Origin of the sequence: Achromobacter sp. 2789STDY5608615 (genome assembly GCF_001298995.1) — a bacterium.
Classification (GTDB): Bacteria; Pseudomonadota; Gammaproteobacteria; order Burkholderiales; family Burkholderiaceae_B; genus Achromobacter; species Achromobacter insuavis.
In genome coordinates, this window is record NZ_CYTY01000007.1 from 1 (window position 1) to 23,812 (window position 23,812).

General features: G+C 69.4%; 21 protein-coding genes. 15 read left to right on the top strand and 6 right to left on the bottom strand.

The window, feature by feature from the left end; all coding sequences use genetic code 11:
- The first annotated feature begins 855 nt into the window (after positions 1 to 855).
- The 3 genes from thpR to AOZ49_RS07925 all read left to right on the top strand — a co-directional run bounded on the left by thpR (position 856) and on the right by AOZ49_RS07925 (position 3,450).
- The gene (thpR, locus tag AOZ49_RS07915; protein ID WP_054460573.1) at positions 856 to 1,386 is read left to right on the top strand and encodes an RNA 2',3'-cyclic phosphodiesterase; all 531 of its coding nucleotides are present in this window, start codon (positions 856 to 858) and stop codon (positions 1,384 to 1,386) included.
- A gap of 56 nt (positions 1,387 to 1,442) precedes the next feature.
- Entirely contained in the window at positions 1,443 to 2,009 is a 567-nt protein-coding gene (locus AOZ49_RS07920) for a 5'-3'-deoxyribonucleotidase (RefSeq protein WP_054474819.1), read from the top strand.
- A 103-nt stretch (positions 2,010 to 2,112) separates the two neighbouring features.
- On the top strand, positions 2,113 to 3,450 hold the full coding sequence (locus AOZ49_RS07925) for an NAD(P)H-dependent oxidoreductase (protein ID WP_054429424.1): 1,338 nt from the start codon (positions 2,113 to 2,115) through the stop codon (positions 3,448 to 3,450).
- A gap of 98 nt (positions 3,451 to 3,548) precedes the next feature.
- Here AOZ49_RS07925 and AOZ49_RS07930 read toward each other — a convergent pair whose 3' ends face one another.
- Both AOZ49_RS07930 and AOZ49_RS07935 read right to left on the bottom strand, forming a co-directional pair.
- On the bottom strand, positions 3,549 to 4,310 hold the full coding sequence (locus AOZ49_RS07930; RefSeq protein ID WP_054429423.1) for a FadR/GntR family transcriptional regulator: 762 nt from the start codon (positions 4,308 to 4,310) through the stop codon (positions 3,549 to 3,551).
- Between the two features lie 134 nt (positions 4,311 to 4,444).
- The gene (locus tag AOZ49_RS07935) at positions 4,445 to 5,182 is read right to left on the bottom strand and encodes an SDR family NAD(P)-dependent oxidoreductase (RefSeq protein WP_049076567.1); all 738 of its coding nucleotides are present in this window, start codon (positions 5,180 to 5,182) and stop codon (positions 4,445 to 4,447) included.
- 238 nt (positions 5,183 to 5,420) lie between these two features.
- Between AOZ49_RS07935 and AOZ49_RS07940 the strand changes: the two genes are divergently transcribed.
- The 11 genes from AOZ49_RS07940 (at position 5,421) to lpdA (ending at position 17,550) form a co-directional block, all read left to right on the top strand.
- Complete coding sequence (locus AOZ49_RS07940) at positions 5,421 to 6,221, top strand: shikimate dehydrogenase family protein (RefSeq protein WP_054474820.1); 801 nt, start codon at positions 5,421 to 5,423, stop codon at positions 6,219 to 6,221.
- A gap of 55 nt (positions 6,222 to 6,276) precedes the next feature.
- On the top strand, positions 6,277 to 7,512 hold the full coding sequence (locus AOZ49_RS07945) for a branched-chain amino acid ABC transporter substrate-binding protein (RefSeq protein ID WP_054474821.1): 1,236 nt from the start codon (positions 6,277 to 6,279) through the stop codon (positions 7,510 to 7,512).
- A 136-nt stretch (positions 7,513 to 7,648) separates the two neighbouring features.
- On the top strand, positions 7,649 to 8,590 hold the full coding sequence (locus tag AOZ49_RS07950; protein WP_006386228.1) for a branched-chain amino acid ABC transporter permease: 942 nt from the start codon (positions 7,649 to 7,651) through the stop codon (positions 8,588 to 8,590).
- Positions 8,587 to 9,867: a branched-chain amino acid ABC transporter permease gene (locus AOZ49_RS07955; RefSeq protein WP_054474822.1), complete on the top strand. Its 1,281-nt coding sequence runs from the start codon at positions 8,587 to 8,589 to the stop codon at positions 9,865 to 9,867. The genes AOZ49_RS07950 and AOZ49_RS07955 overlap by 4 nt, the downstream gene beginning before the upstream one ends.
- Positions 9,864 to 10,616, top strand: coding sequence for an ABC transporter ATP-binding protein (locus AOZ49_RS07960; RefSeq protein WP_054429419.1), 753 nt, complete (start codon positions 9,864 to 9,866; stop codon positions 10,614 to 10,616). Before AOZ49_RS07955 ends, AOZ49_RS07960 begins: the two co-directional genes overlap by 4 nt.
- Positions 10,613 to 11,332 carry an ABC transporter ATP-binding protein gene (locus AOZ49_RS07965; RefSeq protein WP_054429418.1) on the top strand — a complete coding sequence of 240 codons (720 nt, stop codon included), beginning with the start codon at positions 10,613 to 10,615 and terminating at the stop codon, positions 11,330 to 11,332. Before AOZ49_RS07960 ends, AOZ49_RS07965 begins: the two co-directional genes overlap by 4 nt.
- A 28-nt stretch (positions 11,333 to 11,360) precedes the next feature.
- Positions 11,361 to 12,149 (top strand): SDR family NAD(P)-dependent oxidoreductase, encoded by a 789-nt coding sequence (locus AOZ49_RS07970; protein WP_054474823.1) that lies wholly within the window; start codon positions 11,361 to 11,363, stop codon positions 12,147 to 12,149.
- Between the two features lie 36 nt (positions 12,150 to 12,185).
- Complete coding sequence (locus tag AOZ49_RS07975) at positions 12,186 to 14,369, top strand: alpha-ketoacid dehydrogenase subunit alpha/beta (protein WP_054474824.1); 2,184 nt, start codon at positions 12,186 to 12,188, stop codon at positions 14,367 to 14,369.
- Positions 14,366 to 14,857: a VOC family protein gene (locus tag AOZ49_RS07980; RefSeq protein ID WP_054474825.1), complete on the top strand. Its 492-nt coding sequence runs from the start codon at positions 14,366 to 14,368 to the stop codon at positions 14,855 to 14,857. The genes AOZ49_RS07975 and AOZ49_RS07980 overlap by 4 nt, the downstream gene beginning before the upstream one ends.
- Before the next feature lie 12 nt (positions 14,858 to 14,869).
- The gene (locus AOZ49_RS07985; RefSeq protein ID WP_054429414.1) at positions 14,870 to 16,144 is read left to right on the top strand and encodes a pyruvate dehydrogenase complex dihydrolipoamide acetyltransferase; all 1,275 of its coding nucleotides are present in this window, start codon (positions 14,870 to 14,872) and stop codon (positions 16,142 to 16,144) included.
- A gap of 8 nt (positions 16,145 to 16,152) precedes the next feature.
- On the top strand, positions 16,153 to 17,550 hold the full coding sequence (gene lpdA / locus AOZ49_RS07990; RefSeq protein ID WP_054474826.1) for a dihydrolipoyl dehydrogenase: 1,398 nt from the start codon (positions 16,153 to 16,155) through the stop codon (positions 17,548 to 17,550).
- A 62-nt stretch (positions 17,551 to 17,612) separates the two neighbouring features.
- On the opposite strand, the gene AOZ49_RS07995 is transcribed toward lpdA, so the two are convergent.
- The 3 genes from AOZ49_RS07995 to AOZ49_RS08005 all read right to left on the bottom strand — a co-directional run bounded on the left by AOZ49_RS07995 (position 17,613) and on the right by AOZ49_RS08005 (position 21,460).
- Positions 17,613 to 18,494 carry a LysR family transcriptional regulator gene (locus tag AOZ49_RS07995; protein WP_054429412.1) on the bottom strand — a complete coding sequence of 294 codons (882 nt, stop codon included), beginning with the start codon at positions 18,492 to 18,494 and terminating at the stop codon, positions 17,613 to 17,615.
- A 156-nt stretch (positions 18,495 to 18,650) separates the two neighbouring features.
- Positions 18,651 to 20,516, bottom strand: a complete 1,866-nt coding sequence (ilvD, locus tag AOZ49_RS08000; protein ID WP_054474827.1) for a dihydroxy-acid dehydratase — start codon at positions 20,514 to 20,516, stop codon at positions 18,651 to 18,653.
- Between the two features lie 101 nt (positions 20,517 to 20,617).
- Positions 20,618 to 21,460, bottom strand: coding sequence for an AraC family transcriptional regulator (locus AOZ49_RS08005; RefSeq protein WP_054429410.1), 843 nt, complete (start codon positions 21,458 to 21,460; stop codon positions 20,618 to 20,620).
- Between the two features lie 346 nt (positions 21,461 to 21,806).
- On the opposite strand from AOZ49_RS08005, the gene AOZ49_RS08010 reads away from it, so the two are divergent.
- A complete protein-coding gene (locus tag AOZ49_RS08010) occupies positions 21,807 to 22,844 on the top strand; it encodes a 2-isopropylmalate synthase (RefSeq protein WP_054429409.1) in 1,038 nt (345 codons plus the stop codon).
- Here the strand turns inward: AOZ49_RS08010 and AOZ49_RS08015 are convergent.
- Positions 22,792 to 23,682 (bottom strand): LysR family transcriptional regulator, encoded by an 891-nt coding sequence (locus AOZ49_RS08015; protein WP_054429408.1) that lies wholly within the window; start codon positions 23,680 to 23,682, stop codon positions 22,792 to 22,794. The two genes, AOZ49_RS08010 and AOZ49_RS08015, sit on opposite strands and share 53 nt — an antisense overlap.
- Between the last annotated feature and the right edge of the window lie 130 nt (positions 23,683 to 23,812).

Here is a 23,812-nt window from a genome sequence, read left to right on the forward strand (position 1 = left end):
CACCGGGCAAGCCTTCGATCCCGGGAGGTTGAACCTGAAAGCAGCTTGATCCGGACCATAGAATCTCGTCCTCGCCTTCGGCGACTCCTTCGGATTCCCTCGGGCGCATCAAGGTTGCCCGCCCCCCGCTTCGCCTGCCCGAGGGGCTACGTGCGTCTTGGCTCGTTGCGCTGCTAGACCTGTGTTCAGGGAATGGAACTTCTGGGACGCCAATTGTGGCCGCGCGGGCGGCCGCAATTGGCGTTTGTGCATTTGCGTTTGATGCGGGTGCGCTGCGCGCGGGTGACGAGCGGTTTTCTAATGGTGCCGCACGTCGTGGGGGAGGGGCGGTGGTGGTCGGCGCGGCGGAAAGCGCGTTGCGCGTGACGAACCTCTCGCGCCGACCACAAACAGTCGTGGGGCCGACACGCTTTCAATCGCAAGCGGTTCCGCTGTTGCCACACGCGAGAGCGCCATCGCCCAGACGCAAGACACCGCGTAAGTCCTAAAAGGCCGCTCGCGCGGCCTTTTAGGACGGGCCCCGTAACTCTCTCCCCCCGCTCTGACGTTGCATCAACACGCCAAGCACACAGCTCGCCCCAGAGCCCGTCAGTAAGTCTCATCGTGAGCGCGTGGCGGGGTCGGCGGGGGATGGCGGGGCGTGTAGATGCGCCCGAGGGAAACCGTAGGGAGCCGAAGGCGGACGAGGTTGACAACGGGGAAGTCCGGAGCGAACGCTCCGGACCGCAATCGTAGCCCCGCCATCCCCCGCCGACCCCGCCACGCGCCCCTCAAGAACTCAAACCCACCGCAACAACAACAACAACAACAACAACAACAACAACAACAACAACAACAACAACCTACAATCCCCAAATGCCCCCCACCCGCCTCTTCTACGCCCTCTGGCCCGCGCCTGCCCTGGCCGACACCCTGGCCACCTGGGCCACCCAGGCCCGACCACACAGCCAAGGCCGCCCCATGCGCACCGAAACCCTGCACATGACGCTCGCCTTCCTGGGATCCGTAGAAAAGGAAATCGCCGACGAGCTCATCGACGCCACGCCCTACCATCGCCTGCAGCCCGGCACCGTCACCCTCGACCGCTACGGCGTCTTCACCCGCCCCGGCATCCTGTGGGCCGGCCCCGAACGCACCCCGGATTCGCTGCAGGCCAGCCATGACGGCCTGTGGCTGTGGCTGTCCGCCTTCGGCTTCGTCCCGCCGGCCCAGCCGTTCCGCCCCCACGTCACGCTGCTGCGCAACATCGAGCGCAACGACCCGCCCGCCGACGCCCCGCCGCCGCTGACCTGGCACTACGACCGCATGGTGCTTGTGGCATCCGAATCCACCGACGGCGGCAGCCGCTACCGCGTCGTCGCCCGCTCGAAACCGCAACCGGGCTGAGGCCACTCGCCGGCGCTCTGGCACAATCGAGCGCGTCGCAACGACTTAGGATCGCCATGATCATCCTGCTCGACCAAGACGGCGTGCTGGCCGATTTCGAACATGCCTTCATCGACGCCTGGCGCGCGCGCCACCCCGACATCGCGCCGGTGGCGTTCGACGATCGAAAATCCTTCTACATCCGCGAAGACTACGCGCCCGAGCTGCGCGGCATGGCCGAGGCCATCTACACCGCGCCCGGCTTCATCCGCGACCTGCCGCCGGTGCCGGGGGCGCTGGACGCCGTGAAGGAACTGCTGGCGCTGGGCATGGACGTGCGCATCTGCACCTCGCCGCTGTCCCAGTTCGAGAACTGCGTCGCCGAGAAATACCTGTGGGTCGAAAAGCACCTGGGCCGCGACGCCACCAACCGGCTGATCCTGACCAAGGACAAGACCCTGGTGCACGGCGACCTGCTGATCGACGACAAGCCGCTCATCCAGGGCGCGGTCAAGCCGCGCTGGAAGCACATCCTGTTCGACGCGCCCTACAACCGCCAGGTCACCGACCGCCCCCCCCGCATCAGCTCCTGGGCCGACTGGCGCAACGTCCTGGCGGGCGAGCTGTATACGGCGGACGAATGACGGCCGGATGACACCCTGACGGGGGATACCCGGCCCTGTTCAGCGGCCGGGGTTGGGACTATCCTGTGGTGCTGTATCCCCACATCCTGGAGGAGCCCGCACCATGAATCTGCACCGTCTGCTCAAGCAGCGAGAAGCCGACCACAAGCCCTTGCGCGTAGCGCTGCTGGGCGCCGGAAAGTTCGGCGCGATGTTCATGAGCCAGGCTCCCCGCACGCCCGGCATGCGGCTGGTGGCGGTGGCCGACCTGACGCCCGACCGGGCCCGCGCCGCGCTCACCCGGGTCGGCTGGCCCGCCACCGCGCTCAACGCCGCCAGCCCCGGCGACGCCTTGAAGAACGGCAAGGTCTACTTCACCGACGATCCGCACGCCGTCATCGCCAGCCCCGAGGTCGACATCGTCATCGACGCCACCGGCCAGGCGGCCGCGGGCATCGGCCACGTGCTGACCTGCTGCGAATACGGCAAGCACATCATCATGGTCAACGTCGAGGCCGACGCGCTGGCCGGGCCGCTGCTGGCGCGGCGGGCCAGGGAAGCCGGCATCGTCTATTCGCTGGCCTATGGCGACCAGCCGGCGCTGATCTGCGAAATGGTGGACTGGGCGCGCGCGGCGGGCTTCGAGGTGATGGCGGCCGGCAAGGGCACCAAGTACCTGCCCGAGTTCCACACCTCCACGCCCGACACGGTCTGGCCGTACTACGGCTTCACCGCCGAGATGGTGGCCGCCGGCGACTTCAACGCGCAGATGTTCAACAGCTTCCTGGACGGCACCAAGAGCGCCATCGAGATGGCCGCGGTGTCCAACGCCACCGGCCTGCTGCCCTCGCCGTCCGGCCTGCATTTCCCGCCCTGCGGCGTGGACGACCTGGCCCGCGTGCTGCGCCCGCGCGAGGACGGCGGCATCCTGCATCATCGGGGCCAGGTGGAAGTGATTTCCTCGCTCGAACGCGATGGCCGGCCGGTGTTCCGCGACCTGCGCTGGGGCGTGTACGTGACGCTCGCGGCCGACAGCGATTACGTGCGACGCTGCTTCAAGGAATACGGCCTGGTCACCGACCCCAGCGGCAACTACACCGCCATGTACAAGCCGTATCACCTGATCGGCCTGGAACTGGGCATCAGCGTGGCCAGCGTCGGGCTGCGGCGCGAGCCGACCGGCGCGCCCGCTGGCTGGCACGGCGACGTGGTGGCGACCGCCAAGCGCGACCTGCAGGCCGGGCAGTTGCTGGACGGCGAAGGCGGCTACACGGTGTACGGCCGGCTGATGCCGGCGCGCGACTCGGTCGACGAAGGCTACCTGCCGCTGGGCCTGTCGCACCAGGTCAAGCTCAAGCACCCGGTGCGGCAATCGCAGGCGATCCGCTGGCGCGACGTGGAGTACGACGAATCTTCCGCCGCCGTGCAGTTCCGGCGCGAAATGGAGCAGACCTTCGCCTGAGCCCGCGCGGCTTCACCGCGAACCCGCCCACGCACGGGTAACGGCGCGCGGCGCGGGCTGGCCGCGAGGGCAGCCGCGCCGATCCTTGTCCGCCGCGCTCAGACCGGCGGCGAACGCTCCGCCTGGAACAGACGCAGGCGGTCGGCGGCGTTGCGCAGGTGCTGCTCGGCGGCGCGGCCCGCGGCATCGGAATCGCCGCTTTCGATGGCCGCGAAGATCGCCTGGTGCTCGCTCTGCACCGCCGCCATGCGCTCGGCGTACATGCGCGCCGTGTTGTTGCGGGCGCTGCGGATGACGCGCCGCACATTCGCCTCCAGGTAATCGTTCAGCGCCACCAGGTGCGGGTTGTGCGTGGCCTGCACGATGGCCTGGTGGAACTGGTAGTCCTCTTCGTCGCCCAGCTTGTCGTTGATGAGCGCGTACTCCATGCCGACCAGCGCCTGGCGCATCTTCTTCAGGTCGGGGTCGGTGCGGCGCTGCGCCGCATAGCGCGCGGCGGTGACCTCGATCGACAGCATCAATTCCAGGATGTGTTCCAGGTCCTGGCTGTCGCCCGGCGAGGGCGCGGCGATGCGGAAGGCGTTGCGCTGGAAGTTCGGGTCGACGAAGACCCCGCTGCCCTGCTGCGAGGTGATCAGGCCCTCGGATTTCAGGCGGGCCAGCGCCTCGCGCACCACGGCGCGGCTGACCGAATAGATCTCGGTCAGCTGTTTTTCGGTGGGCAGGCGGTCGCCGGGCGCCAGGGTGCCCTGGCGGATCTGCTCGGCCAGCGCGTCGGCCACGCCCGCCGAGAGCGAGTGTTTGGGCGCGGCGCGTTGCGGGTCGGAGTCCCGCCTGTCCTGTGCTTGATTAGGCTGCATGTGGAATCGTTAAAACGAGGCGGCGGCTCGCGGGGCGGCTGCCTTGGTTATAGGAATTTTCGACGTTTCACTACGGCTGCGCCCTTGAAAATTATAGGATTTTGCCGGAATCGAGGGCGCGGCCGTTTCAGACTTTACGCGATATAGATGCCGCCGTTCACCTGCATCACCTCGCCCGTCACGAAACCGGCCAGCGGCGAGCACAGGAAGGCGATCGCGCCGGCGATTTCCTCGGCGGTGCCGAAGCGCCGCAACGGCGTGCTTTCCAGCAACTGCGCGCCCTTCTGGCCGATCAGGTCGTGCGTCATGGAGGTCGCGATGATGCCCGGCGCCACCGCGTTCACGCGGATCTGCGGCGCCAGTTCCAGCGCCAGGCTGCGGGTGAAGCTCTGCACCGCGCCCTTGGACGCCGAATAGGCCGCGTGCGCGTAGCTGCCGCGCTGCGCCGCCAGGGAGGTCAGCAGCACGATCGAGCCGTTCTGGCGCAGGTGGCGTTGTGCGGCGCGGCAGACATAGAAGGTGCCGTCCAGGTTGACGCCCATGAGCTTCTTCCAGGCCTCGTCGCTGGTGTCCTTGACCAGTTGCTCGGGGTAGATGCCGGCGCAATGCACCAGATGATCGATGCCGCCGAAATGCTGCGCGGCGCGTTCCAGCACCCGGTCGCAATCGTGCGAGGCGGCCACGTCCAGCGCGTGCACGAACACCCGCTGGCCGCTGGCGTCCAGCTCGGCGGCCACCTCGTCCAGGCGCGCCTTGTCGATGTCGGTCAACACCAGCCGGGCGCCGTGGGCGGCCATCAGCCGCGCGGTCGCCAGACCGATGCCATTGCCCGCGCCGGTGATGGCGACTACCTGTCCTTCGAACGAAATCATGCTGTCTCCAAAACGCTTTTTCGACGGCCCGCGCCCCATCGCCCAGCGCCGCCGGCGATTCGATTGAACCGCCAAATGCATCGCTTGACACGGGAAAAACGCTTGCCCTATGATTTATCGGACAACTTAATAAAGTTGCCTGACAACTTGTGTTGAAAGCGTAAAGCAACTGGCGATTTCAAGCAAGGGCGTCAAGAAAACACGGCCAACGGCCGCATGACAGGCAGGGGACAACCAGGTGGACATCACCGGCAGCACAACCGTATTCGCGATCGCGGCCGACCCGATCGCGCACGTCAAGACGCCCCAGCGGCTCAACGCCCTGCTGCGCGAGCGCGGCATCGACGCCGTCATGGTGCCGTTCCACGTGGCCGCCGCCGGCCTGCCCGGCCTGTTCGCGGGCCTGCGCGGCCTGGCCAACCTGGGCGGCCTGGTGGTCACCGTGCCCCACAAGGAAAGCGCCGCCGCGCTGTGCGACGCGCTGACGCCCACCGCCGAACTGATCGGCGCCGTCAACGCCGTGCGGGTGCGCGACGGCCACCTCACCGGCGGCAACTTCGACGGCCTGGGCTTCGTCGCCGGCCTGCGCAGCCAGGGGCACGACCCCGCCGGCCGCCACGTCTACCTGGCGGGCCTGGGCGGCGCCGGCAAGGCCATCGCCTGCGCCATCGCCGAGGCCGGCCCGGCCAGCCTGCGCCTGTACAACCGTTCGTCCGACAAGGCCGAGGCGTTCGCCGAGCGCCTGGCGCGCCACCATCCCGGCCTGGCCATCCACGTGGCCGGCACCCGTCCCGAGTCCTGTGACATCGCCATCAACGCGACCACCCTGGGCCTGGACGACAACGATCCCCTGCCCTTCCAGCTGGATGCCCTGGCGCCCGCCGCCGTGGTGGCCGACGCCGTCATGAGCCGCGTCGACACGCCGTTGCTGCGCGCCGCCGCCGCGCGCGGCTGCCGCACCCATCCCGGCCTCTACATGCTGGAAGGACAACTCACCGAAATTGCCCGCTTCCTGGGCATAGAAGAGCCGCAATCCTGAGCGCGCTTGCTTGATTCACGGACCTACCACTCCCGTTCCCACGGAGGAGACACGCATGAAATTGGCTTTCACCACCGGCCTGTTGTGCCTGGCCGGCATTGCCGCATCGGCCCAGGCCGCGCCCGTCAAGATCGGCCTGATCGAGACGCTGTCCGGCCCGCAGGCCTCGACCGGCCTGATGTTCCGCGCCGCGGTCAAGTACGAACTGGACCGCATCAACGCCGCCGGCGGCTGGAACGGCCAGCCACTGGAACTGGTCGAGTTCGACAACCAGGGCGGCCCCGTGGGCGCCTCCGACCGTTTCCGCGCCGCGGCCGCCGAAGGCGTGCAGATCCTGGTGCAGGGCTCGTCGTCGGCCATCTCCGGCCAGCTCACCGAGGACGTGCGCAAGCACAACCTGCGCAACCCGGGCAAGGAAGTCGTGTTCCTGAACGTGGGCGGCGAGGCCCTGGAACTGACCGGCCAGAAGTGCCACTTCTACCACTTCCGCTTCACCACCAACGCCGACCTGCGCGTCAAGGCGCTGGCCTCGGTCATGTCGGCCGACGGCACGCTGGGCAAGCGCGTCTACGCCATCAACCAGAACTACTCCTGGGGCCAGGACATGGAAGGCGCCACCGAGCGCTTCGCCAAGCAGTACGGCTATGAAGTGGTCGGCAAGACGCTGCACGAAGTCAACAAGATCCAGGACTTCGCGCCCTACGTGGCCCGCATCCGCTCGGCCAATCCCGACACCGTCATCACCGGCAACTGGTCCAACGACCTGCTGTTGCTGATGAAGGCGACGCAGTCGGCCGGCCTGAAGGTGCGCTTTGCCACCGTGTTCCTGGACCAGGTCGGCAACCTCGCCAACGCCGGCGACGTGGCGCTGGGCCATTACATCGCCCACCCCTACAACATCGAGGCCGCGGGCGAGGAAGGCGCCAGGTTCGCCGAGGACTACAAGGCCAAGACCGGCCACTACCCCAGCTACACCGAGCCGCAGACCGTGATCGGCATCACCTTCCTGGGCGAGGCGCTCAAGCAGGTCAAGCCCAAGGACGGCAAGCTGTCGGTGCCGGACCTGGCGCGGGCGCTGGAGAAGGTCACCTACACCTCGCCGCTGGGCACCTACACCATGCGCGCCGAAGACCACCAGGTGCAGCTGCCGATGGTGGTGTCCAAGGTCGGCAAGAACGCCAAGTACAAGGCCGACGGCACCGACATGGGCTTCGAGCCGGTCAAGGTGCTGTCCGCCGCGGACGTGTCCGCGCCGGTGCAGGCCACCTGCAAGATGGTTCGCCCGGACTGATGACGCGATGGCCGCGGACGGCATGCCGTCCGCGGCCACTCGCCAATAAAACGCTCACCGGCGCGGGGCCGGAAAAAACAGGGCGTGATCGATCGCCAGGCGCCCGGCGCCTGCGCGCAAGGATTTTGGAGCGGACATGGAATACTTTACCGTCTCGCTGTTGAACGGCGTGATTTACGGCCTGCTGCTATTCATGGTGTCGGCAGGCCTGACACTGATCTTCGGAATGATGGGCGTGCTCAACTTCGCGCACGCCTCGTTCTACATGATAGGCGCGTACGCCGCCTATACCCTGACGCCCGTCACCGGGTTCTGGACCGCGCTGGTGCTGGCCACCGTCATCGCCGGCGTGCTCGGCATGGGCGTGGAGCGCTTCTTCCTGCGCCGCGTGCACAAGTTCGGCCACGCGCAGGAATTGCTGGTGACCTTCGGCCTGGCGTTCATCGTCGCCGAGCTCATCAAGCTGTTCTACGGCGACTTCCCGGTCGACTACCGCGTGCCGCAGTTCCTGAACTTCGCGGCCTTCCGCGTGTTCGACGCCGACTATCCCTTCTACCGCCTGCTGATGGGCGGCGTGTCTCTGGCGATGTTCGCGGTGATCTACCTGCTGCTGTCGCGCACCCGCGTCGGCATCGTGGTGCGTTCTGCCATCTACCGCCCGCGCATGGCCGAGGCCCTCGGCCACAACGTGCCGCTGGTGTTCATGAGCGTGTTCGGCGTGGGCGCGGCGATGGCCGGCCTGGCCGGCGCGGTCGCCGGCGCGTTCTACACCACCAACCCGAACATGGCGCTGGAACTGGGCGTGCTGGTGTTCGTGGTGGTCGTGGTGGGCGGCCTGGGTTCGCTCGAAGGCGCCATGATCGCCTCGCTGCTGATCGGCCTGATCAGCTCGTTCTCGGTCGGCATCGACGCCAGCCTGGCGACGCTGTTCGGCCTGTTCGGCGCCGGCGAGTGGGCCGAGAGCGTGGGCGGCCTGATGACGGTGAAGATCTCCAGCCTGGCCGCGACCCTGCCCTTCCTGCTGATGCTGGTGGTGCTGCTGGTCAAGCCCTCGGGCCTGAAGGGAGAACAGGCATGAGCCAGGCTCCCGTTTCCTCGCGCCGCGCGCCGGCCGCCCTGTTGCTGCTGGCCTGCGTGGCCGCGCTGTGCGCGCTGCCCTGGCTGCTGCCGCCGGGCCAGTTGGTCGCGGCGGTGCAGATGCTGATCGCGGCGCTGTTCGCCTGCGCCTTCAACCTGCTGGCCGGCCAGGGCGGCATGCTGTCCTTCGGCCACGCCGCCTACTTCGGCGTCGGCACCTTCGCCACCATCCACGCCATGAACGCGCTGGGCGGCGCGGGCCTCCTGCCGACGCCGCTAATGCCGCTGGCCGGCGGCGTGGCCGGCCTGCTGTTCGGGCTGGTCGCGGGCTGGTTCGCCACCATGCGCGCCGGCGTATACTTCTCGATGATCACGCTGGCGCTGGCCGAACTGCTGCACGCGCTGGCGCCGCACCTGAAGGGCGTGTTCGGCGGCGAAGCCGGACTGTCCGCCATGCGCATGCCGGCCTGGGGCTTCACCTTCGGCTCGGACATCGAGGTGTACTTCCTGGTGCTAGCCTGGGTGCTGGTGTCACTGGCCGCGCTGTATGGCCTGACCCGCACGCCGCTGGGCCGGCTGACGCTGGGCCTGCGCGAAAATGCCAACCGCCTGCGCTACCTGGGCTACCGGCCGCACACGCTCAAGACCATGGTGTTCGCGCTGTCGGCCATGTTCGCCGGCATCGCCGGCGGCCTGCAGGCATTGAACATCGAAGCCGGCAACTACGTGCTGTTCGAGGTCAAGCTGTCGACCGACGCGGTGCTGTTCGCCTACATCGGCGGCGTCAACGCCTTCCTCGGCCCGGTGCTGGGCGCCTCGATCCTGACCTTCCTGTCGCAGACGCTGGCCGACATCACCCGTTCCTGGCTGCTGTATCAGGGCATCCTGTTCGTGCTGGTGATGCTGTTCGTGCCGGACGGCCTGGTCGGCCTGGTGCAGCGCGCCGCCAAGTCGCTGCGCCAGCGCGGCCTGGCCGACTGGCTGCCGCGCGCCGCGGTGTCCGTCGCCGGCGGCCTGCTGCTGACCGGCGCCACGGTGTTCTCGGTGGAACTGCTGCAACGCATGTTCGCGCGCGACTACCGCTCGCTGCTGGCGATGAACCCCGATGCCGGCTGGCCCGCCATTTCCCTGTTCGGCCACGACTGGGCGCCGCTGGCGCTGTCGACCTGGCTGCTGCCGCTGGCGCTGTTCGCGGGCGGCCTCCTGGCCTGCCGCTGGGCGCTGGTCCTGTGGCGCGGCGAGGTCGAAGCCGCGCCCGTGCTGGAGACCGCAAAATGAGCCACGAGATCCTGACCCTGACCGACGTGCGCAAGTCCTTCGGCGACGCGCAGATCATCCGCGGCGTCAACCTGAAGGTCGAGGCCGGCGAACGCCACGCCGTCATCGGCCCCAACGGCGCCGGCAAGTCCACGCTGTTCCACCTGATGTCGGGCTCGTTCGCGCCGACCTCGGGCGACATCAGCCTGCGCTCGCGCCCGATCGGCGGCCTGCCGCCCGAGCGCATCAACCGCCTCGGCCTGGCGCGTTCGTTCCAGATCACCAACGTGTTCCCGCGCCTGTCGGTGCGCGAGAACCTGCGGCTGGCGGTGCTGCGCATGCACGGCCTGGTCTACAACTTCTGGCGCCCCATCGCGCGCCACCGCGCCGTCAACGAGAACGTCGACCAGTTGCTGGAGAAAGTGCGCCTGGCCGCCAAGCAGCACACCGCCGCGGGCGACCTGAACTACTCCGAGCAGCGCTCGCTGGAAATCGGCATGACGCTGGCCTCGCGGCCCAAGGTGATCCTGCTGGACGAGCCGATGGCCGGCATGTCGCAGCACGAGGTCGACTACACCGTCGAACTCATCAAGGACGTGACGCGCGACTGCACCCTGCTGATCGTCGAGCACGACATGCAGGTGGTGTTCTCGCTGGCCGACCGCATCAGCGTGCTGGTGTACGGCGAGATCCTGGCCACCGGCACGCCCGCCGACATCCGCGGCGACGCCCGCGTGCGCGAAGCCTATCTGGGAGAGGAAACGGTATGAGCATGCAATCCCCCCTGCTGGCCCTGCAAGGCGTGCACGCGCACTACGGCAAGAGCCACATCCTGCACGGCATCGACCTGACGGTGGGCCGCGGCGAGGTGGTCAGCCTGCTGGGCCGCAACGGCGCCGGCCGCTCCACCACCATGAAGAGCATCATGGGGCTGGTGGACGTGACGGGCGGCCGCATCGCCATCGAAGGCCGCGACATCACCAACAAGCGGCCTTTCGAGATCGCCCGCGCCGGACTGGGTTTCGTGCCGGAAGAGCGCGAGGTGTTCGCCAACCTGACGGTGGACGAGAACCTGCGCATGGGCGAACAGCCCGCCCGGCCCGACGCCCCGGCCTGGACCATCGAACAGATGTTCGGCTATTTCCCGCGCCTGAAGGAACGCCGCAATACCCGCGCCGGCAACCTGTCCGGCGGCGAACAGCAGATGCTGACCATGTGCCGTTCGCTCCTGGGCAACCCCAAGGTCATGCTGATCGACGAGCCCACCGAAGGCCTGGCGCCCAAGATCGTCGAAGTGATCGCCGACGTGATCCGCGACATCCACCAGCGCGGCGTGTCGGTGGTGCTGGTCGAGCAGAAGCTGACCATCGCATTGAAAGTGTCCACGCGCGTCAGCGTGATGGGCCATGGCCGCATCGTTTTCGAAGGACCGCCCGCGCAACTGCATGAGCGCCAGGACGTGGTCCAGGAATGGCTGGCGGTCTGACCGCGGCCCTATCTGTAGAGGCAAGCACTTGGACAATACCCCTGAAGTACGCCACGCCGATCTGCGCGGCAAGAACGTGGTGATCACCGGCGGCGCCAAAGGCATCGGCTACGCCACGGCCGAGGCGTTCGTGCGCCAGGGCGCGCGGGTGGCGCTGCTGGACATGGATCCGGTAGCGCTGGACGCGGCCGTGGCCGGGCTGCGCGCGGCCGGCGGCGAGGCCCTGGCCGCGCAGGCCTCGGTCACCGACGCCGACGCCGTCGAACGCGCCTTCGCCCAGGTCGAGCAGGCCTGGGGCGGCATCGATGTGCTGGTCAACAACGCCGGCATCTCGGCCAACAAGCCGTCGCTGGACGTCACGCCCGAGGAATGGCGCCGCGCCGTCGACATCAACCTGACTGGCGTGTTCCTGTGCGCCCAGGCCGCCGGCCGCCGCATGGTGCCCAAGGGCGAGGGCTGCATCATCAACCTGGCCTCGATGTACGGCGTGGTGGCCGCGCCCGACCGCGCCGCCTATTGCGCCACCAAGGGCGCGGTGGTGCTGCTGACCGAGACCCTGGCGGTGGAATGGGGCCCGGCGGGCGTGCGCGTGAACGCGCTGGCGCCCGGCTACGTCGAGACCGACCTGGTGCGCGACCTGGCCGCGCGCGGCCGCCTCGACCCCGAACGCCTCAAGCAGCGCACGCCGCTGCGGCGCCTGGCGCAGCCGGCCGAAATGGCCGACCTGGCGGTGTTCCTGGCGCCCAGCCAGGCCGCCTACATCACCGGACACACCCTGGTGGCCGATGGCGGCTGGAGCCGCTACAGCTACCTCTGACGCATCGACGCTTACCTACATTCTGGAGATTCACTCATGGCCACCTACCAACCGCTTGGTTCCCAGGCGCCCTGGCGGCAACTCACGGTCGAGGCCTCGGACTGGCAGCAGGCCGACCCGGCGCTGCTGGCCACCATGCTGACGCAGCTGCACTGGATCCGCGCTTTCGAGGAAGCGGTGCTGGACCTGGCCGCCGAAGGCCTGGTGCACGGCCCGGCCCACTCGTCGGTGGGCCAGGAAGGCGGCGCCGTCGGCTCGGTGCTGGCGCTGGGCGCCGGCGACCAGATCAACGGCTCTCACCGCGGCCACCACCAGTTCCTGGCCAAGGCCCTGCAACACGTGGCGCCGCTGGGCCTGGACCCGCGCAACCCGCTCACGCCCGCTATCGATGAAGTGCTGCACAAGACGCTGGCCGAGATCATGGGCCTGGCGCAAGGCTACTGCCGCGGCCGTGGCGGCAGCATGCACCTGCGCTGGCTGGAAGCGGGCGCGCTCGGCACCAACGCCATCGTCGGCGGCGGCGTGCCGCTGGCGGCCGGCGCGGCCTGGGCCCACCACCACGCCGGCACCGACCGCGTGGCGGTGACGTACTTCGGCGACGGCGCCGTCAACATCGGCTCGGTGCTCGAGACGATGAACCTGACCGCCGCGTGGAAGACGCCGTTGTGCTTCTTCATCGAGAACAACCGCTACGCCGTGTCCACCACGGTCGAGGAATCGACCGCCGAGCCGCGCCTGTCGGCCCGTGGCCAGGCCTTCAACATCCCGGCCTGGCAGGTCGACGGCATGGATCCGCTGGCCGTGCACCTGGCCATGTCGGAAGCCGTGGCGCACATGCGCGCCGGCAACGGCCCCACCATCATCGAGGTGGACGTCTACCGCTTCTTCCACCAGAACGGCCCCTTCCCCGGCAGCGCCTTCGGCTACCGCAGCAAGGAAGAGGAGGCGCAATGGCGCCGCCGCGATCCGCTCGACAAGATCGCCGCCGAGATGATCGGCCGCCAGCTGATCACCCAGGCCGAGGTCGACGCTCTGCGCCAGCGCTGCAAGAACGTGATGAAGGACGTGTCGGGCCGCCTGACCGAGGCCGCCGACGGCGGCAAGCGCCGCGTGCGCGCCGACCTGTGGCCGCGCCCCGACTTCCGCGACGTGGGCCTGCGCAGCGACGGCTCGGAACTGGCCGGCCTGCGCTACCAGGATGCCGCCGACTACGCCGGCGCCCGCGCCGAGCGCAAGTTCGTGGACGCGGTGGCCGATGTGCTCGACCGCCGCATGGAGACCGACCCGGGCGTGGTGGTGCTGGGCGAGGACGTGCACCGCCTGAAGGGCGGCACCAACGGCGCCACGCGCGGCCTGAAGGACAAGTACCCCGATCGCGTGCTGGGCACGCCGATCTCCGAGAACGCCTTCGCCGGCCTGGGCGGCGGCCTGGCCATGGACGGCCGCTACAAGCCGGTGGTGGAATTCATGTACCCCGACTTCATGTGGGTCGCGGCCGACCAGATCTTCAACCAGATCGGCAAGGCCCGCCACATGTTCGGCGGCGACATCGACGTGCCGTTCGTGCTGCGCACCAAGGTCGCGATGGGCACGGGCTACGGCTCGCAGCACTCGATGGACCCGGCCGGCGTCTTCGCCACGGCCCCGGGCTGGCGCATCGTCGCGCCGTCCACGCCGTACGAGTACATCGGCCTGATGAACACCGCGCTGGCTTCCAAGGACCCGGTGCTGGTGATCGAGCACGTGGATCTCTACGCCTCGTCGGGCGAGGTCCCCGAGGGCGACCTGGACTACGCCATTCCGTTCGGCAAGGCGCGCGTGCGCCGCGGCGGTTCCAAGGTCACGGTGCTGACCTACCTGTCGATGGTCAGCCGCGCGCTCAAGGCCGCCGAAGAGACCGGCGTCGACGCGGAAGTGATCGACCTGCGCACGCTGGACCGCGCCAGCCTGGACTGGGACACCATCGGCGCCAGCATCCAGAAGACCAACAACGTGCTGATCGTCGAACAGGGCGCGCGCGGCACCTCGTACGGCGCCATGCTGGCCGACGAGATCCAGCGCCGCTACTTCGACTGGCTCGACCAGCCGGTCAAGCGCGTCACCGGCGGCGAGGCCTCGCCCAGCATCTCCAAGGTGCTGGAACGCGCGGCTTTCGCCGACACGGAAGAAGTCATCGCCGGCCTGAACGACGTGCTGGCCGACCTGGGAGAACGCGCATGAGCGCTGCCCTGCGCATGAGCGTGCCGATGGAAGTCGGCATTTGCTGCGCCGACCTGGACGCGCAGTTGGCGTTCTACACCGAGGTGGTCGGCCTGGCCCTGGTGAACCGCGTCAGCGTGCCGGCCGACAAGGCCCGCGCCACCGGCCTGACGCAGCATGGCTACGACGTGGCGCGCCTGCAGACCTCGTACGGCGAGCGCATCAAGCTGCTGCAACCGGCCGTGGCGCCGGAGCCGGCGGTGCGCGGCGCCGCCATCCTGGACCGCCAGGGCAACGCCTACCTGACCTTCATCGTGCAGGACCTGGCCGGCACCGTCGAGCGCCTGCGGGCGCGCGGCGCGGCCTTCGACAGCGACCCGGCTCCGATGGAAGTGCGGCCCGGCACCTGGCTGGCCTTCTTCCGCGACCCCGAAGGCAATGTGCTGGAACTGGTCGAATACGACGACCCGGCGGCCTACCGGCCCGACCTGGCCGTGCGCGCAGAATAGGACGAACTACACGTGGCACACCTTATCAAGCTCCCCTCCGTCGCGGCCGATGCCGACGTCGGCACGCTGCACCAATGGCTCAAGCAGGAAGGCGACACGGTCGCCGTGGGCGAGGCGCTGGCGGAAATCGAAACCGAGAAAGCGATCGTCGAGATCAACGCCGAACAGGCGGGCGTGCTCAGCCGCATCGTGGTGCAGGCCGGCCCGGCATCGGTGCCGATCAACACCGTGATCGGCGTGCTGCTGGCGCCGGGCGAAGATGCCAGCGCGATCGAGAAGGCGCTGGCGGAACACGGCGCGGGCGCCGCAGCATCGGCCGCCGCAGCAACGGCTGCCGCAACATCGGCTGCCTCGGCAACGGCTCCCGCAAGCGCTCTCGCTCCGTCCGCGACGGCCGGCGCCGCCGCACCGGCCTCGCCCGACGCCGCCATCGCCCCCGGCACCCGCCGCTTCGCCAGCCCGCTGGCGCGCCGCCTGGCCGCGCAATGGCACGTCAACCTGCTCGAAGTGCAAGGCACCGGCCCGCGCGGCCGCATCGTGCGCCGCGACGTCGAAGCCGCGCGTGACCGCGCCCCCGTTGCCGCCGCGCCCCAGGCCAGCCGCGCCGCCGGCCGCCGCGTGCCGCATTCCGGCATGCGCCGCGCCATCGCCCGCCGCCTGACCGAAAGCAAGCAGCAGGTGCCGCACTTCTACCTGACGGTGGATTGCCGCATGGACGCCTTGCTGGCCCTGCGCGCGCAGGCCAACCAGGGCGGCGCGGTCAAGCTGTCGGTCAATGACTTCATCGTGCGCGCCGCCGCCCTGGCGCTGCGCGAGGTGCCCGAGGTCAACGCCAGCTGGCACGATGACGCCATCGAATTCCACGCCGGCGCCGACATCAGCGTCGCCGTGGCCACCGACGGCGGCCTGGTCACGCCCATCGTGCGCGACGCCGACGTCAAGCCGCTGTCCGCCATCGCCGGCGAGATCGTCGAGCTGGCCGGCCGCGCCAAGGTCAACCGCCTCAAGCCCGAGGAATTCACCGGCGGCTCGCTGACGGTCAGCAACCTCGGCATGTACGGCATCAAGCAGTTCGCCGCCATCATCAACCCGCCGCAGGCCGCGATCCTGGCGGTGGGCGCGGCCGAGCGCCGCCCGGTGGTGGACGACAACGGCGGCCTGCAGGCAGCCACCGTCATGACCGTGACGCTGTCGGCCGACCACCGCGTGGTGGACGGCGCCGTCGGCGCGCGCTGGCTGGCCGCGTTCCGCGCGCTGATCGAGAACCCCGTGCGCATCCTGCTGTGAGCCCCGCCATGACCAAGACTTCGTTTGACCTGGTGGTGGTGGGCGGCGGGCCCGGCGGCTATGTGGCCGCCATCCGCGCGGCCCAGCTGGGCCTGTCCACCGCGCTGGTGGAGCGCGCCGAACTGGGCGGCATCTGCCTGAACTGGGGCTGCATTCCGACCAAGGCGCTGCTGCACAGCGCCGCCGTGCTGCGCGCCTGCCGCGAAGCCGACCACTACGGCGTGACCGGCGCAGGCGCGGCGCAACCCGACCTGCCCGCGATGGTGGCGCGCTCGCGCAAGGTCGCCGGCCGCCTGGGCCAGGGCGTGGCGCACCTGATGAAAAAGAACGGTGTCACGGTGTTCGCCGCCAGCGCCAGGCTGGCCGGCGGCGGCCGCGTCGCGCTCGACAACGGAGCCACGCTGTCGGCCCGCCATATCATCCTGGCCACCGGCGCGCGCGCCCGCGAGCTGCCGGCGCTGCCGGTGGGCGAACGCATCTGGGCCTACCGCCAGGCGCTGACGCCGCCGGCGCTGCCCAAGTCGCTGCTGGTGGTGGGCGCGGGCGCGATCGGCGCCGAGTTCGCCAGCTTCTACCGCGCGGTCGGGGCGGAGGTGACGCTGATCGACATGACCGCCGAGATCCTGCCGCAGGAAGACGCCGAGATCTCCGCGCTGGCGCGCAAGGCCTTCGAGAAGCAGGGCATCCGCGTGCTGACGCAGTGCGCGGTCAAGTCGTCCAGCCTGACGGCCACGGGTGTCAAGGCCGTGCTGGAGCAACAGGGCAAGCAGATCGAGCTGGAGGTCGAGCGCGTCATCGTGGCCGCCGGCATCGTCGGCAACGTCGAGGACCTGGGCCTGGAGCAGACCCGCGTGAAGGTGGAGAAGACCCACATCGTCACCGACGGCCTGTGCCGCACCGCCGAGCCGGGCGTCTACGCCATCGGCGACGTGGCCGGCGCGCCGTGGCTGGCGCACAAGGCCAGCCACGAGGCCGTGCTGTGCGTCGAAGCCATCGCCGGCCTGCCGGCGCATGCGCTCGACCCGCTGCGCATACCCGCCTGCACGTATTCGCACCCGCAGGTCGCCAGCATCGGCATGACCGAGGCCCGCGCGCGCGAACACGCCAAGGCGACGGGCGGCGAGATCCGCGTCGGCAAATTCACCTTCGCCGGCAACGGCAAGGCCATCGCCATGGGCGAGGACCAGGGGTTGGTGAAGACGGTGTTCGACGCCAGGACCGGCGAGCTGCTGGGCGCGCACATCATCCACCCCGAGGCGTCCGAGCTGATCGCCGGCTACGGCGTGGCGGCGGCGCTGGAAGCCACCGAGGAAGACCTGATGCACACCGTGTTCGCGCATCCGACGCTGTCGGAAACGCTGCACGAATCGGTGCTGGCGGCTTTCGGCCGGGCGCTGCACGGCTAAGGCACGTAGCAGCGCGCAGGGGCCTGGCGCGGACCGTCATCGGTCGCGCCAGGCCCCTGCCCTCACAACCGGCTGGCGAAGAAATCCAGGAAGCAGGCGATGCGCCGCGACAGCTGCGTGTTGCGGTAGTACACCGCGTGCATCGGCTGCAGGTAGTCGGTGTGCAGGTCTTCCATGATGCGCACCAGGCGCCCTTCGATCAGATCGTCGCGCGACACGAAATCCGACAGGCAGGCGATGCCCACGCCGCGCAGCGCCAGGTGGCGCTGCGTCTCGCCGCTGGAGGTGGCCAGCGTGGGCGTGGCCAGATAGGTCGAGCCGCCCGCGTGGCGCAGCGGCCAGACGTTCAGGCTTTCGGGTTGGGTGAAACCCAGCAGTTCGTGCCGGGCAAGGTCCTCGACCGTGCGCGGCACCCCGCGCCGCGCCAGGTACTCCGGGCTGGCCATCAGCCAGCGCGGACGCGGACGCATCGGCCGCGCGTGCAGCGTGGAATCGTTCAGCGGCCCCATGCGCAGGGCCACGTCGGTGCGATGCTCGATCAGGTCGACGATGCGGTCGTTGCTGGTCAGCTCCAGCGAGATCGCCGGATACTCGCGACGGAAGTCGGCCACGTGCGGCACCACGCAATGCAGCATCACCGGCACCGAGGCGTCGACGCGCAGGCGGCCGGCCGGCTGCTGGTTGACGATGCGCATGCACTCCTCGGCCTCTTCCAGCGACTGCACGATCTGGCGCGCCTTCTGCAGGAAGTGCGCGCCCTCGGCGGTCAGCTCCATGCGCCGCGTGGTGCGGGTCAGCAGCGTCACGCCCAGGTCTTCCTCCAGGCGCGACAGGCCGCGGCTGACGCCGGAGGCCGTCTGGCCCAGCATTTCGGCGGCCGCGCTCATCGAACCGGCGTCGACCACGCCCAGGAACAGCCGCAGGGCCTCTGAATTGAGCGCCATTTTTGACTCCGGATCACAAGTATCCGGATTTTATCGCGCGCCGCCGCCGCAATTGCGCGGTGCCCTGGCCGACGGCGGGGTTATCCGGCAGCGCGGACGCAAAAGAAAAGCGGCGCACGCGGCGCCGCTTTTTTCACTGCATCGACCCGCGGCCGATCAACGCTTCTGCTTGAGCTGCGACAGGTCGCGCACCGCGCCGCGGTCGGCCGAGGTGGCCAGCGCCGCGTAGGCCTGCAGGGCCTGCGACACCACGCGCTCACGGCCCACCGGCAGCCAGCCACCATCCTCGCGCGCGTTCATCGCGGCGCGGCGGCGGGTCAGTTCCTCGTCGGACACCGCCAGGTGCATCTTGCGGTTGGGGATGTCGATCTCGATGGTGTCGCCCTCTTGCACCAGGCCGATGGTGCCGCCCTCGGCCGCTTCGGGCGAGGCGTGGCCGATCACCAGACCCGACGAGCCGCCCGAGAAGCGGCCATCGGTGAACAGCGCGCAGGTCTTGCCCAGGCCCTTGGACTTCAGGTAGGACGTGGGATACAGCATTTCCTGCATGCCGGGGCCGCCCTTGGGACCTTCGTAGCGGATCACCACCACGTCGCCCGCCACGACCTTGTCGCCCAGGATGCCTTCGACGGCGTCGTCCTGGCTTTCGAACACGCGCGCGCGGCCGGTGAAGACCCACTGCGATTCATCCACGCCCGCGGTCTTGACGATGCAGCCCTTCTCGGCCAGGTTGCCGTACAGCACGGCCAGGCCGCCGTCCTTGGAGTAGGCGTTTTCCTTGCTGCGGATGCAGCCGGTCTGGCGGTCGGTGTCCAGCGTCAGGAAGGTGGCGTCCTGGCTGAAGGCCACGGTGGTGGGGATGCCGCCGGGCGCCGCGCGGTAGAACTTCTGCGCCGCTTCGCCGGCGCCGCCGGCCACGTCCCATTGCGCAATGGCGTTGCCCAGCGTGCCGCTGTGCACGTTGCCGCAGGACAGGTCGAGCAGGTCGGCGCGCGCCAGTTCGCCCAGGATGCCGAGGATGCCGCCGGCGCGGTGCACGTCTTCGATGTGGTACTTGTCGGTGGCGGGCGCGGCCTTGCACAGGCACGGCACCTTGCGCGAGATGCGGTCGATGTCGGCCATGGTGAAGTCGACGCCGGCTTCCTGCGCCGCGGCCAGCAGGTGCAGCACGGTGTTGGTCGAGCCGCCCATGGCCACGTCCAGCGCCATGGCGTTCTGGAACGCGCTCTTGGTGGCGATGCTGCGCGGCAGGACCGATTCGTCTTCCTCGACGTAGTAGCGGCGGCACAGGTCCACCACCAGGCGGCCGGCCTGCTCGAACAGGCCCTTGCGCCAGGCGTGCGTGGCGACGATGGTGCCGTTGCCCGGCAGCGCCAGGCCGATGGCCTCGGTCAGGCAGTTCATCGAGTTGGCGGTGAACATGCCGGAACAGGAGCCGCAGGTCGGACACGCGCTGCGTTCGACTTCGGCCACTTCGGCGTCCGACACTTTCGGGTCGGCGGCCTTGATCATGGCGTCGATCAGGTCGATCTTGGCGATCACCTTGCCGTCGGTCGGCGACTTGACCTTGCCGGCTTCCATCGGGCCGCCGGACACGAACACCACGGGAATGTTCAGGCGCATCGCGGCCATCAGCATCCCCGGGGTGATCTTGTCACAGTTCGAGATGCAGACCATGGCGTCGGCGCAGTGCGCGTTGACCATGTATTCGACCGAGTCGGCGATCAGTTCGCGCGACGGCAGCGAATACAGCATGCCGCCGTGGCCCATGGCGATGCCGTCATCGACGGCGATCGTGTTGAATTCCTTGGCGACGCCGCCGGCGGCCTCGATCTCCTTGGCGACCAGCGCGCCCAGGTCGCGCAGGTGCACGTGGCCCGGCACGAACTGCGTGAACGAGTTGACCACCGCGATGATCGGCTTGCCGAAGTCTCCGTCCTTCATGCCGGTGGCGCGCCACAGGGCGCGGGCGCCGGCCATGTTGCGGCCGTGGGTCGAGGTGCGGGAACGGTAGTGCGGCATGATCTTGTCTCAGGCTATTAGCGTGGGCGGCAAAACGGTAAATAATACGCTGGTTCCGGCCGGCAGCGGCCGCAGGCCGCCCCGAGGCCGCGCCGTGGCCATCAGGCGGACGCCGCGCCGCGCGCCGCAAACGCGCTGGGCGGCTCGCCCAGCGCCTTGCGGAACATGGCCGCGAAGGCGCTGGGGCTCTCGTAGCCCAGATCCAGGGCAACATCCAGCACCCGCTCGCCGCGCGCCAGCCGCTCCATCGCCGCCAGCAGCCGCGCCTGCTGGCGCCAGCGGCCGAAGGTCATGCCGGTGTGCCGCAGGAACAGGCGATGCACCGTCTTGGGATCCACCCCCAATTCCCGCGCCCAGTCGGCCGCGCCCGCCTGGCGCTCGGGGTGACGCACGATGGCGCGGCAGATGCGCGCCAGGCGCGGCTCGGACGGCTGCGGCAGGTGCAGCGGCAGCACGGGCTCCTGTTTCAGTTCGTCCAGCAGCAGCATCATCAGGCGGCCGTCGCGGGTGCCCGGCTGCCAATCCAGCGGCACTTCGGCTGCCGCCACCATCAGCTCGCGCAAGAGCGGCGAGATCGACAGCACGCAGCATTCGGTGGGCAGGTGCGAGGCCGCGCCCGGCTCGACGAACACCGTGCGCATGCGCGGTTCGCCGCTCATGCGGATGGCGTGCGAGACCCAGGCCGGCACCCACACGCCGCGCGTGGGCGGCACCACCCAGATGCCCGCATCGGTATCGACCACCATCACGCCCGAGATCGCGTACAGCAGCTGCGAACGGCGGTGGCGATGGCGCCGCACGCGGTGCCCGTCCTCGTAATCCACCGCCAGCGCGGCCACCGGCCGCTGCGACGATTCGTACGGAAACAGGTCCAGGTCGGCGGGCTTGCGCGATCCGGAGGGGCGTGGCGGTGCTTTGGATTTGTCCATTTCTCGACGATTCATGCCCAACTGGCGGTAGACGGTCTTTTCCAGTGTACCTATCCTGCCCGCATTGCCGTTGATTTCCCTGCCGTCCGCGTTCCGATCATGCGTCTTCGTCCCCGCTCCCCCGCCACCCGCGCCGCCTTGCGCGGCCGGCGCGCGCGCCTGGCCGGGAAATCGGACGCCTTCGCACTTGCGCGCGCCGTCCCGCCGACGCTACGACTAGCGCGCGGTTGCCGGGCCTTGCGCCCCGTGGCCGCCCGGCAGCCCCGGGCCCTCTGACGGGTCCGTCCGCCACCTCCCTTGCCCGACCGCCGCCGCAGACCGGCGGCCCCAGACGCCGCGCGCCGCGCGGCCGGAGGTTTCCATGCTCGACCATCCCCAACACAAGTACCGCCCCGTCCAGCCCTTTGCCCGCGACTACGCCGAGCGCCAATGGCCGGCCCGCCGCCCGAGCGCGCCGCCCATCTGGATGAGCACCGATCTGCGCGACGGCAACCAGGCGCTGATCGACCCCATGGACGCGGCCCGCAAGCTGCGCTTTTTCGAACAGCTGGTGGCGGTGGGACTGAAGGAGATCGAAGTCGCGTTCCCGTCGGCTTCCGACACCGACTTCAATTTCGTGCGCAAGCTGATCGAGGAGAACCGCATTCCCGCCGACGTCACCATCGAGGTCCTGACCCAGTCGCGGCCCGACCTGATCGCGCGCACCTTCGAATCGCTGCGCGGCGCGCCGCGCGCCATCGTGCACCTGTACAACCCGATCGCGCCGCAATGGCGCCGCATCGTGTTCGGCATGAGCCGCGCCGAGATCAAGGAGATCGCGCTGGCCGGCACGCGCCAGATCCGCGCCCTGGCCGACGCGCATCCGGACACCGAATGGATCTACCAGTATTCGCCCGAGACCTTCAGCCTGGCCGAACTGGATTTCGCGCTGGAGGTCTGCGATGCGGTCAGCGCCATCTGGCGTCCGACGCCGGCGCGCAAGATGATCATCAACCTGCCGTCGACGGTGGAATGCACGACCGCCAACGTCTATGCCGACCAGATCGAATGGATGCATCGCCGCCTGGCGCGGCGCGACAGCATCGTGCTGAGCGTGCATCCGCACAACGACCGCGGCACCGCCGTGGCCTCGGCCGAACTGGCGCTGCTGGCCGGCGCCGACCGGGTCGAGGGCTGCCTGTTCGGCAATGGCGAACGCACCGGCAACGTCGACCTGGTGACGCTGGCGCTGAACCTGGATCGCCAGGGCATCGCCAGCGGCCTGGACTTCACCGGCATGGCCGCCGTGCGCGACTGCGTCGAGGCGTGCAACCAGCTGCCGGTGGACGTGTTCCACCCCTATGCGTTCATGCCCGCAGCGCCAGCAACGCTTCCTGCAGGTGCCGCAGTCCACGGCTGAGCGGCTTGTCCCGGCGCACCACGATGGCCAGGGTGCGCGCCAGGCGCGGCGCCAGCGAGCGCACGGCCAGGCTGTCGCGGTGGCCGGCGCCGCTCACCGCCAGCCTGGGCAGCACAGCGCAGGCCAGGCCGGCGGCCACGATTTCCTTCATGGCCTCGGTGCTGCCCAGTTCCATGACCGGCTTGGGCGCCATCCCGGCTTCCTCGAACCAGTCATCCACCAGCCGCCGGGTGCGCGCGCCCGGCTCGAACAGCACCAGCGGCAACGCCGCCAACGCCTGCGGCGTGACGGCATCCGGCATGGCGATGGGGCCGCGCGCCGGAAAGATGGCCACGAACTCGTCTTCCAGCACCGGGGTGACCTCGAACATGCGGCCCGGCGCCGGCAGCGTCACCAGGCCGATGTCCAGCGTGTTGTTCTCCAGCCCGCGCAGCATGTCGGCGGTATTGCCGGTGCTGGCCACCACGTCCAGCGCCGGAAAGCGCCGCCGCAGGCTCGCCAGCAGTGGCGGCAGCAGATAGGTGCAGGCGGTGGCGCCGGTGCCCAGCCGCACCCGCCCCGTCACCTGCGCGGCGTGCGCCGTCATGGCCTGCTCGGCCTGCGCCAGCGCCGTGTCGATCGCGCGGATGTGGGTCAGCAGTTCCAGCCCGGCGGCGGTCGGCCCCGCGCGCCGGCCAACCCGCTCGACCAGCTTCAGGCCGAAGCGGCGTTCGAGCTGGCGCACCTGCAGGCTGACGGCGGGCTGGGTGATGCCGCCCCGTTCGGCCGCGGCCGAGAAACTGCCCAGTTCGATCACCTGCGCGAAGGTGCGCAGGGCGTCCAGATTGAGTCCGCGCATGGGTCCATCCGGCGCCGTGCGGCCGCCGCCTTGGTCAAAGTTTTACTTATGAAAACGATAATAGACCAAAGCTTTATTTATGCATGGCCTTGCGCGACACTGGCGACTCGTTTTCGCGCCGCGCCGGCGC

Excerpts from the sequence above, each read along its gene's own strand:
- thpR (WP_054460573.1), top strand. The coding sequence starts at position 856 with ATGCCCCCCACCCGCCTCTTCTACGCCCTCTGGCCCGCGCCTGCCCTG.
- AOZ49_RS07920 (WP_054474819.1), top strand. The coding sequence starts at position 1,443 with ATGATCATCCTGCTCGACCAAGACGGCGTGCTGGCCGATTTCGAACAT.
- AOZ49_RS07925 (WP_054429424.1), top strand. The coding sequence starts at position 2,113 with ATGAATCTGCACCGTCTGCTCAAGCAGCGAGAAGCCGACCACAAGCCC.
- AOZ49_RS07930 (WP_054429423.1), bottom strand. The coding sequence starts at position 4,310 with ATGCAGCCTAATCAAGCACAGGACAGGCGGGACTCCGACCCGCAACGC.
- AOZ49_RS07935 (WP_049076567.1), bottom strand. The coding sequence starts at position 5,182 with ATGATTTCGTTCGAAGGACAGGTAGTCGCCATCACCGGCGCGGGCAAT.
- AOZ49_RS07945 (WP_054474821.1), top strand. The coding sequence starts at position 6,277 with ATGAAATTGGCTTTCACCACCGGCCTGTTGTGCCTGGCCGGCATTGCC.
- AOZ49_RS07950 (WP_006386228.1), top strand. The coding sequence starts at position 7,649 with ATGGAATACTTTACCGTCTCGCTGTTGAACGGCGTGATTTACGGCCTG.
- AOZ49_RS07955 (WP_054474822.1), top strand. The coding sequence starts at position 8,587 with ATGAGCCAGGCTCCCGTTTCCTCGCGCCGCGCGCCGGCCGCCCTGTTG.
- AOZ49_RS07960 (WP_054429419.1), top strand. The coding sequence starts at position 9,864 with ATGAGCCACGAGATCCTGACCCTGACCGACGTGCGCAAGTCCTTCGGC.
- AOZ49_RS07965 (WP_054429418.1), top strand. The coding sequence starts at position 10,613 with ATGAGCATGCAATCCCCCCTGCTGGCCCTGCAAGGCGTGCACGCGCAC.
- AOZ49_RS07975 (WP_054474824.1), top strand. The coding sequence starts at position 12,186 with ATGGCCACCTACCAACCGCTTGGTTCCCAGGCGCCCTGGCGGCAACTC.
- AOZ49_RS07980 (WP_054474825.1), top strand. The coding sequence starts at position 14,366 with ATGAGCGCTGCCCTGCGCATGAGCGTGCCGATGGAAGTCGGCATTTGC.
- lpdA (WP_054474826.1), top strand. The coding sequence starts at position 16,153 with ATGACCAAGACTTCGTTTGACCTGGTGGTGGTGGGCGGCGGGCCCGGC.
- AOZ49_RS07995 (WP_054429412.1), bottom strand. The coding sequence starts at position 18,494 with ATGGCGCTCAATTCAGAGGCCCTGCGGCTGTTCCTGGGCGTGGTCGAC.
- ilvD (WP_054474827.1), bottom strand. The coding sequence starts at position 20,516 with ATGCCGCACTACCGTTCCCGCACCTCGACCCACGGCCGCAACATGGCC.
- AOZ49_RS08005 (WP_054429410.1), bottom strand. The coding sequence starts at position 21,460 with ATGAATCGTCGAGAAATGGACAAATCCAAAGCACCGCCACGCCCCTCC.
- AOZ49_RS08010 (WP_054429409.1), top strand. The coding sequence starts at position 21,807 with ATGCTCGACCATCCCCAACACAAGTACCGCCCCGTCCAGCCCTTTGCC.
- AOZ49_RS08015 (WP_054429408.1), bottom strand. The coding sequence starts at position 23,682 with ATGCGCGGACTCAATCTGGACGCCCTGCGCACCTTCGCGCAGGTGATC.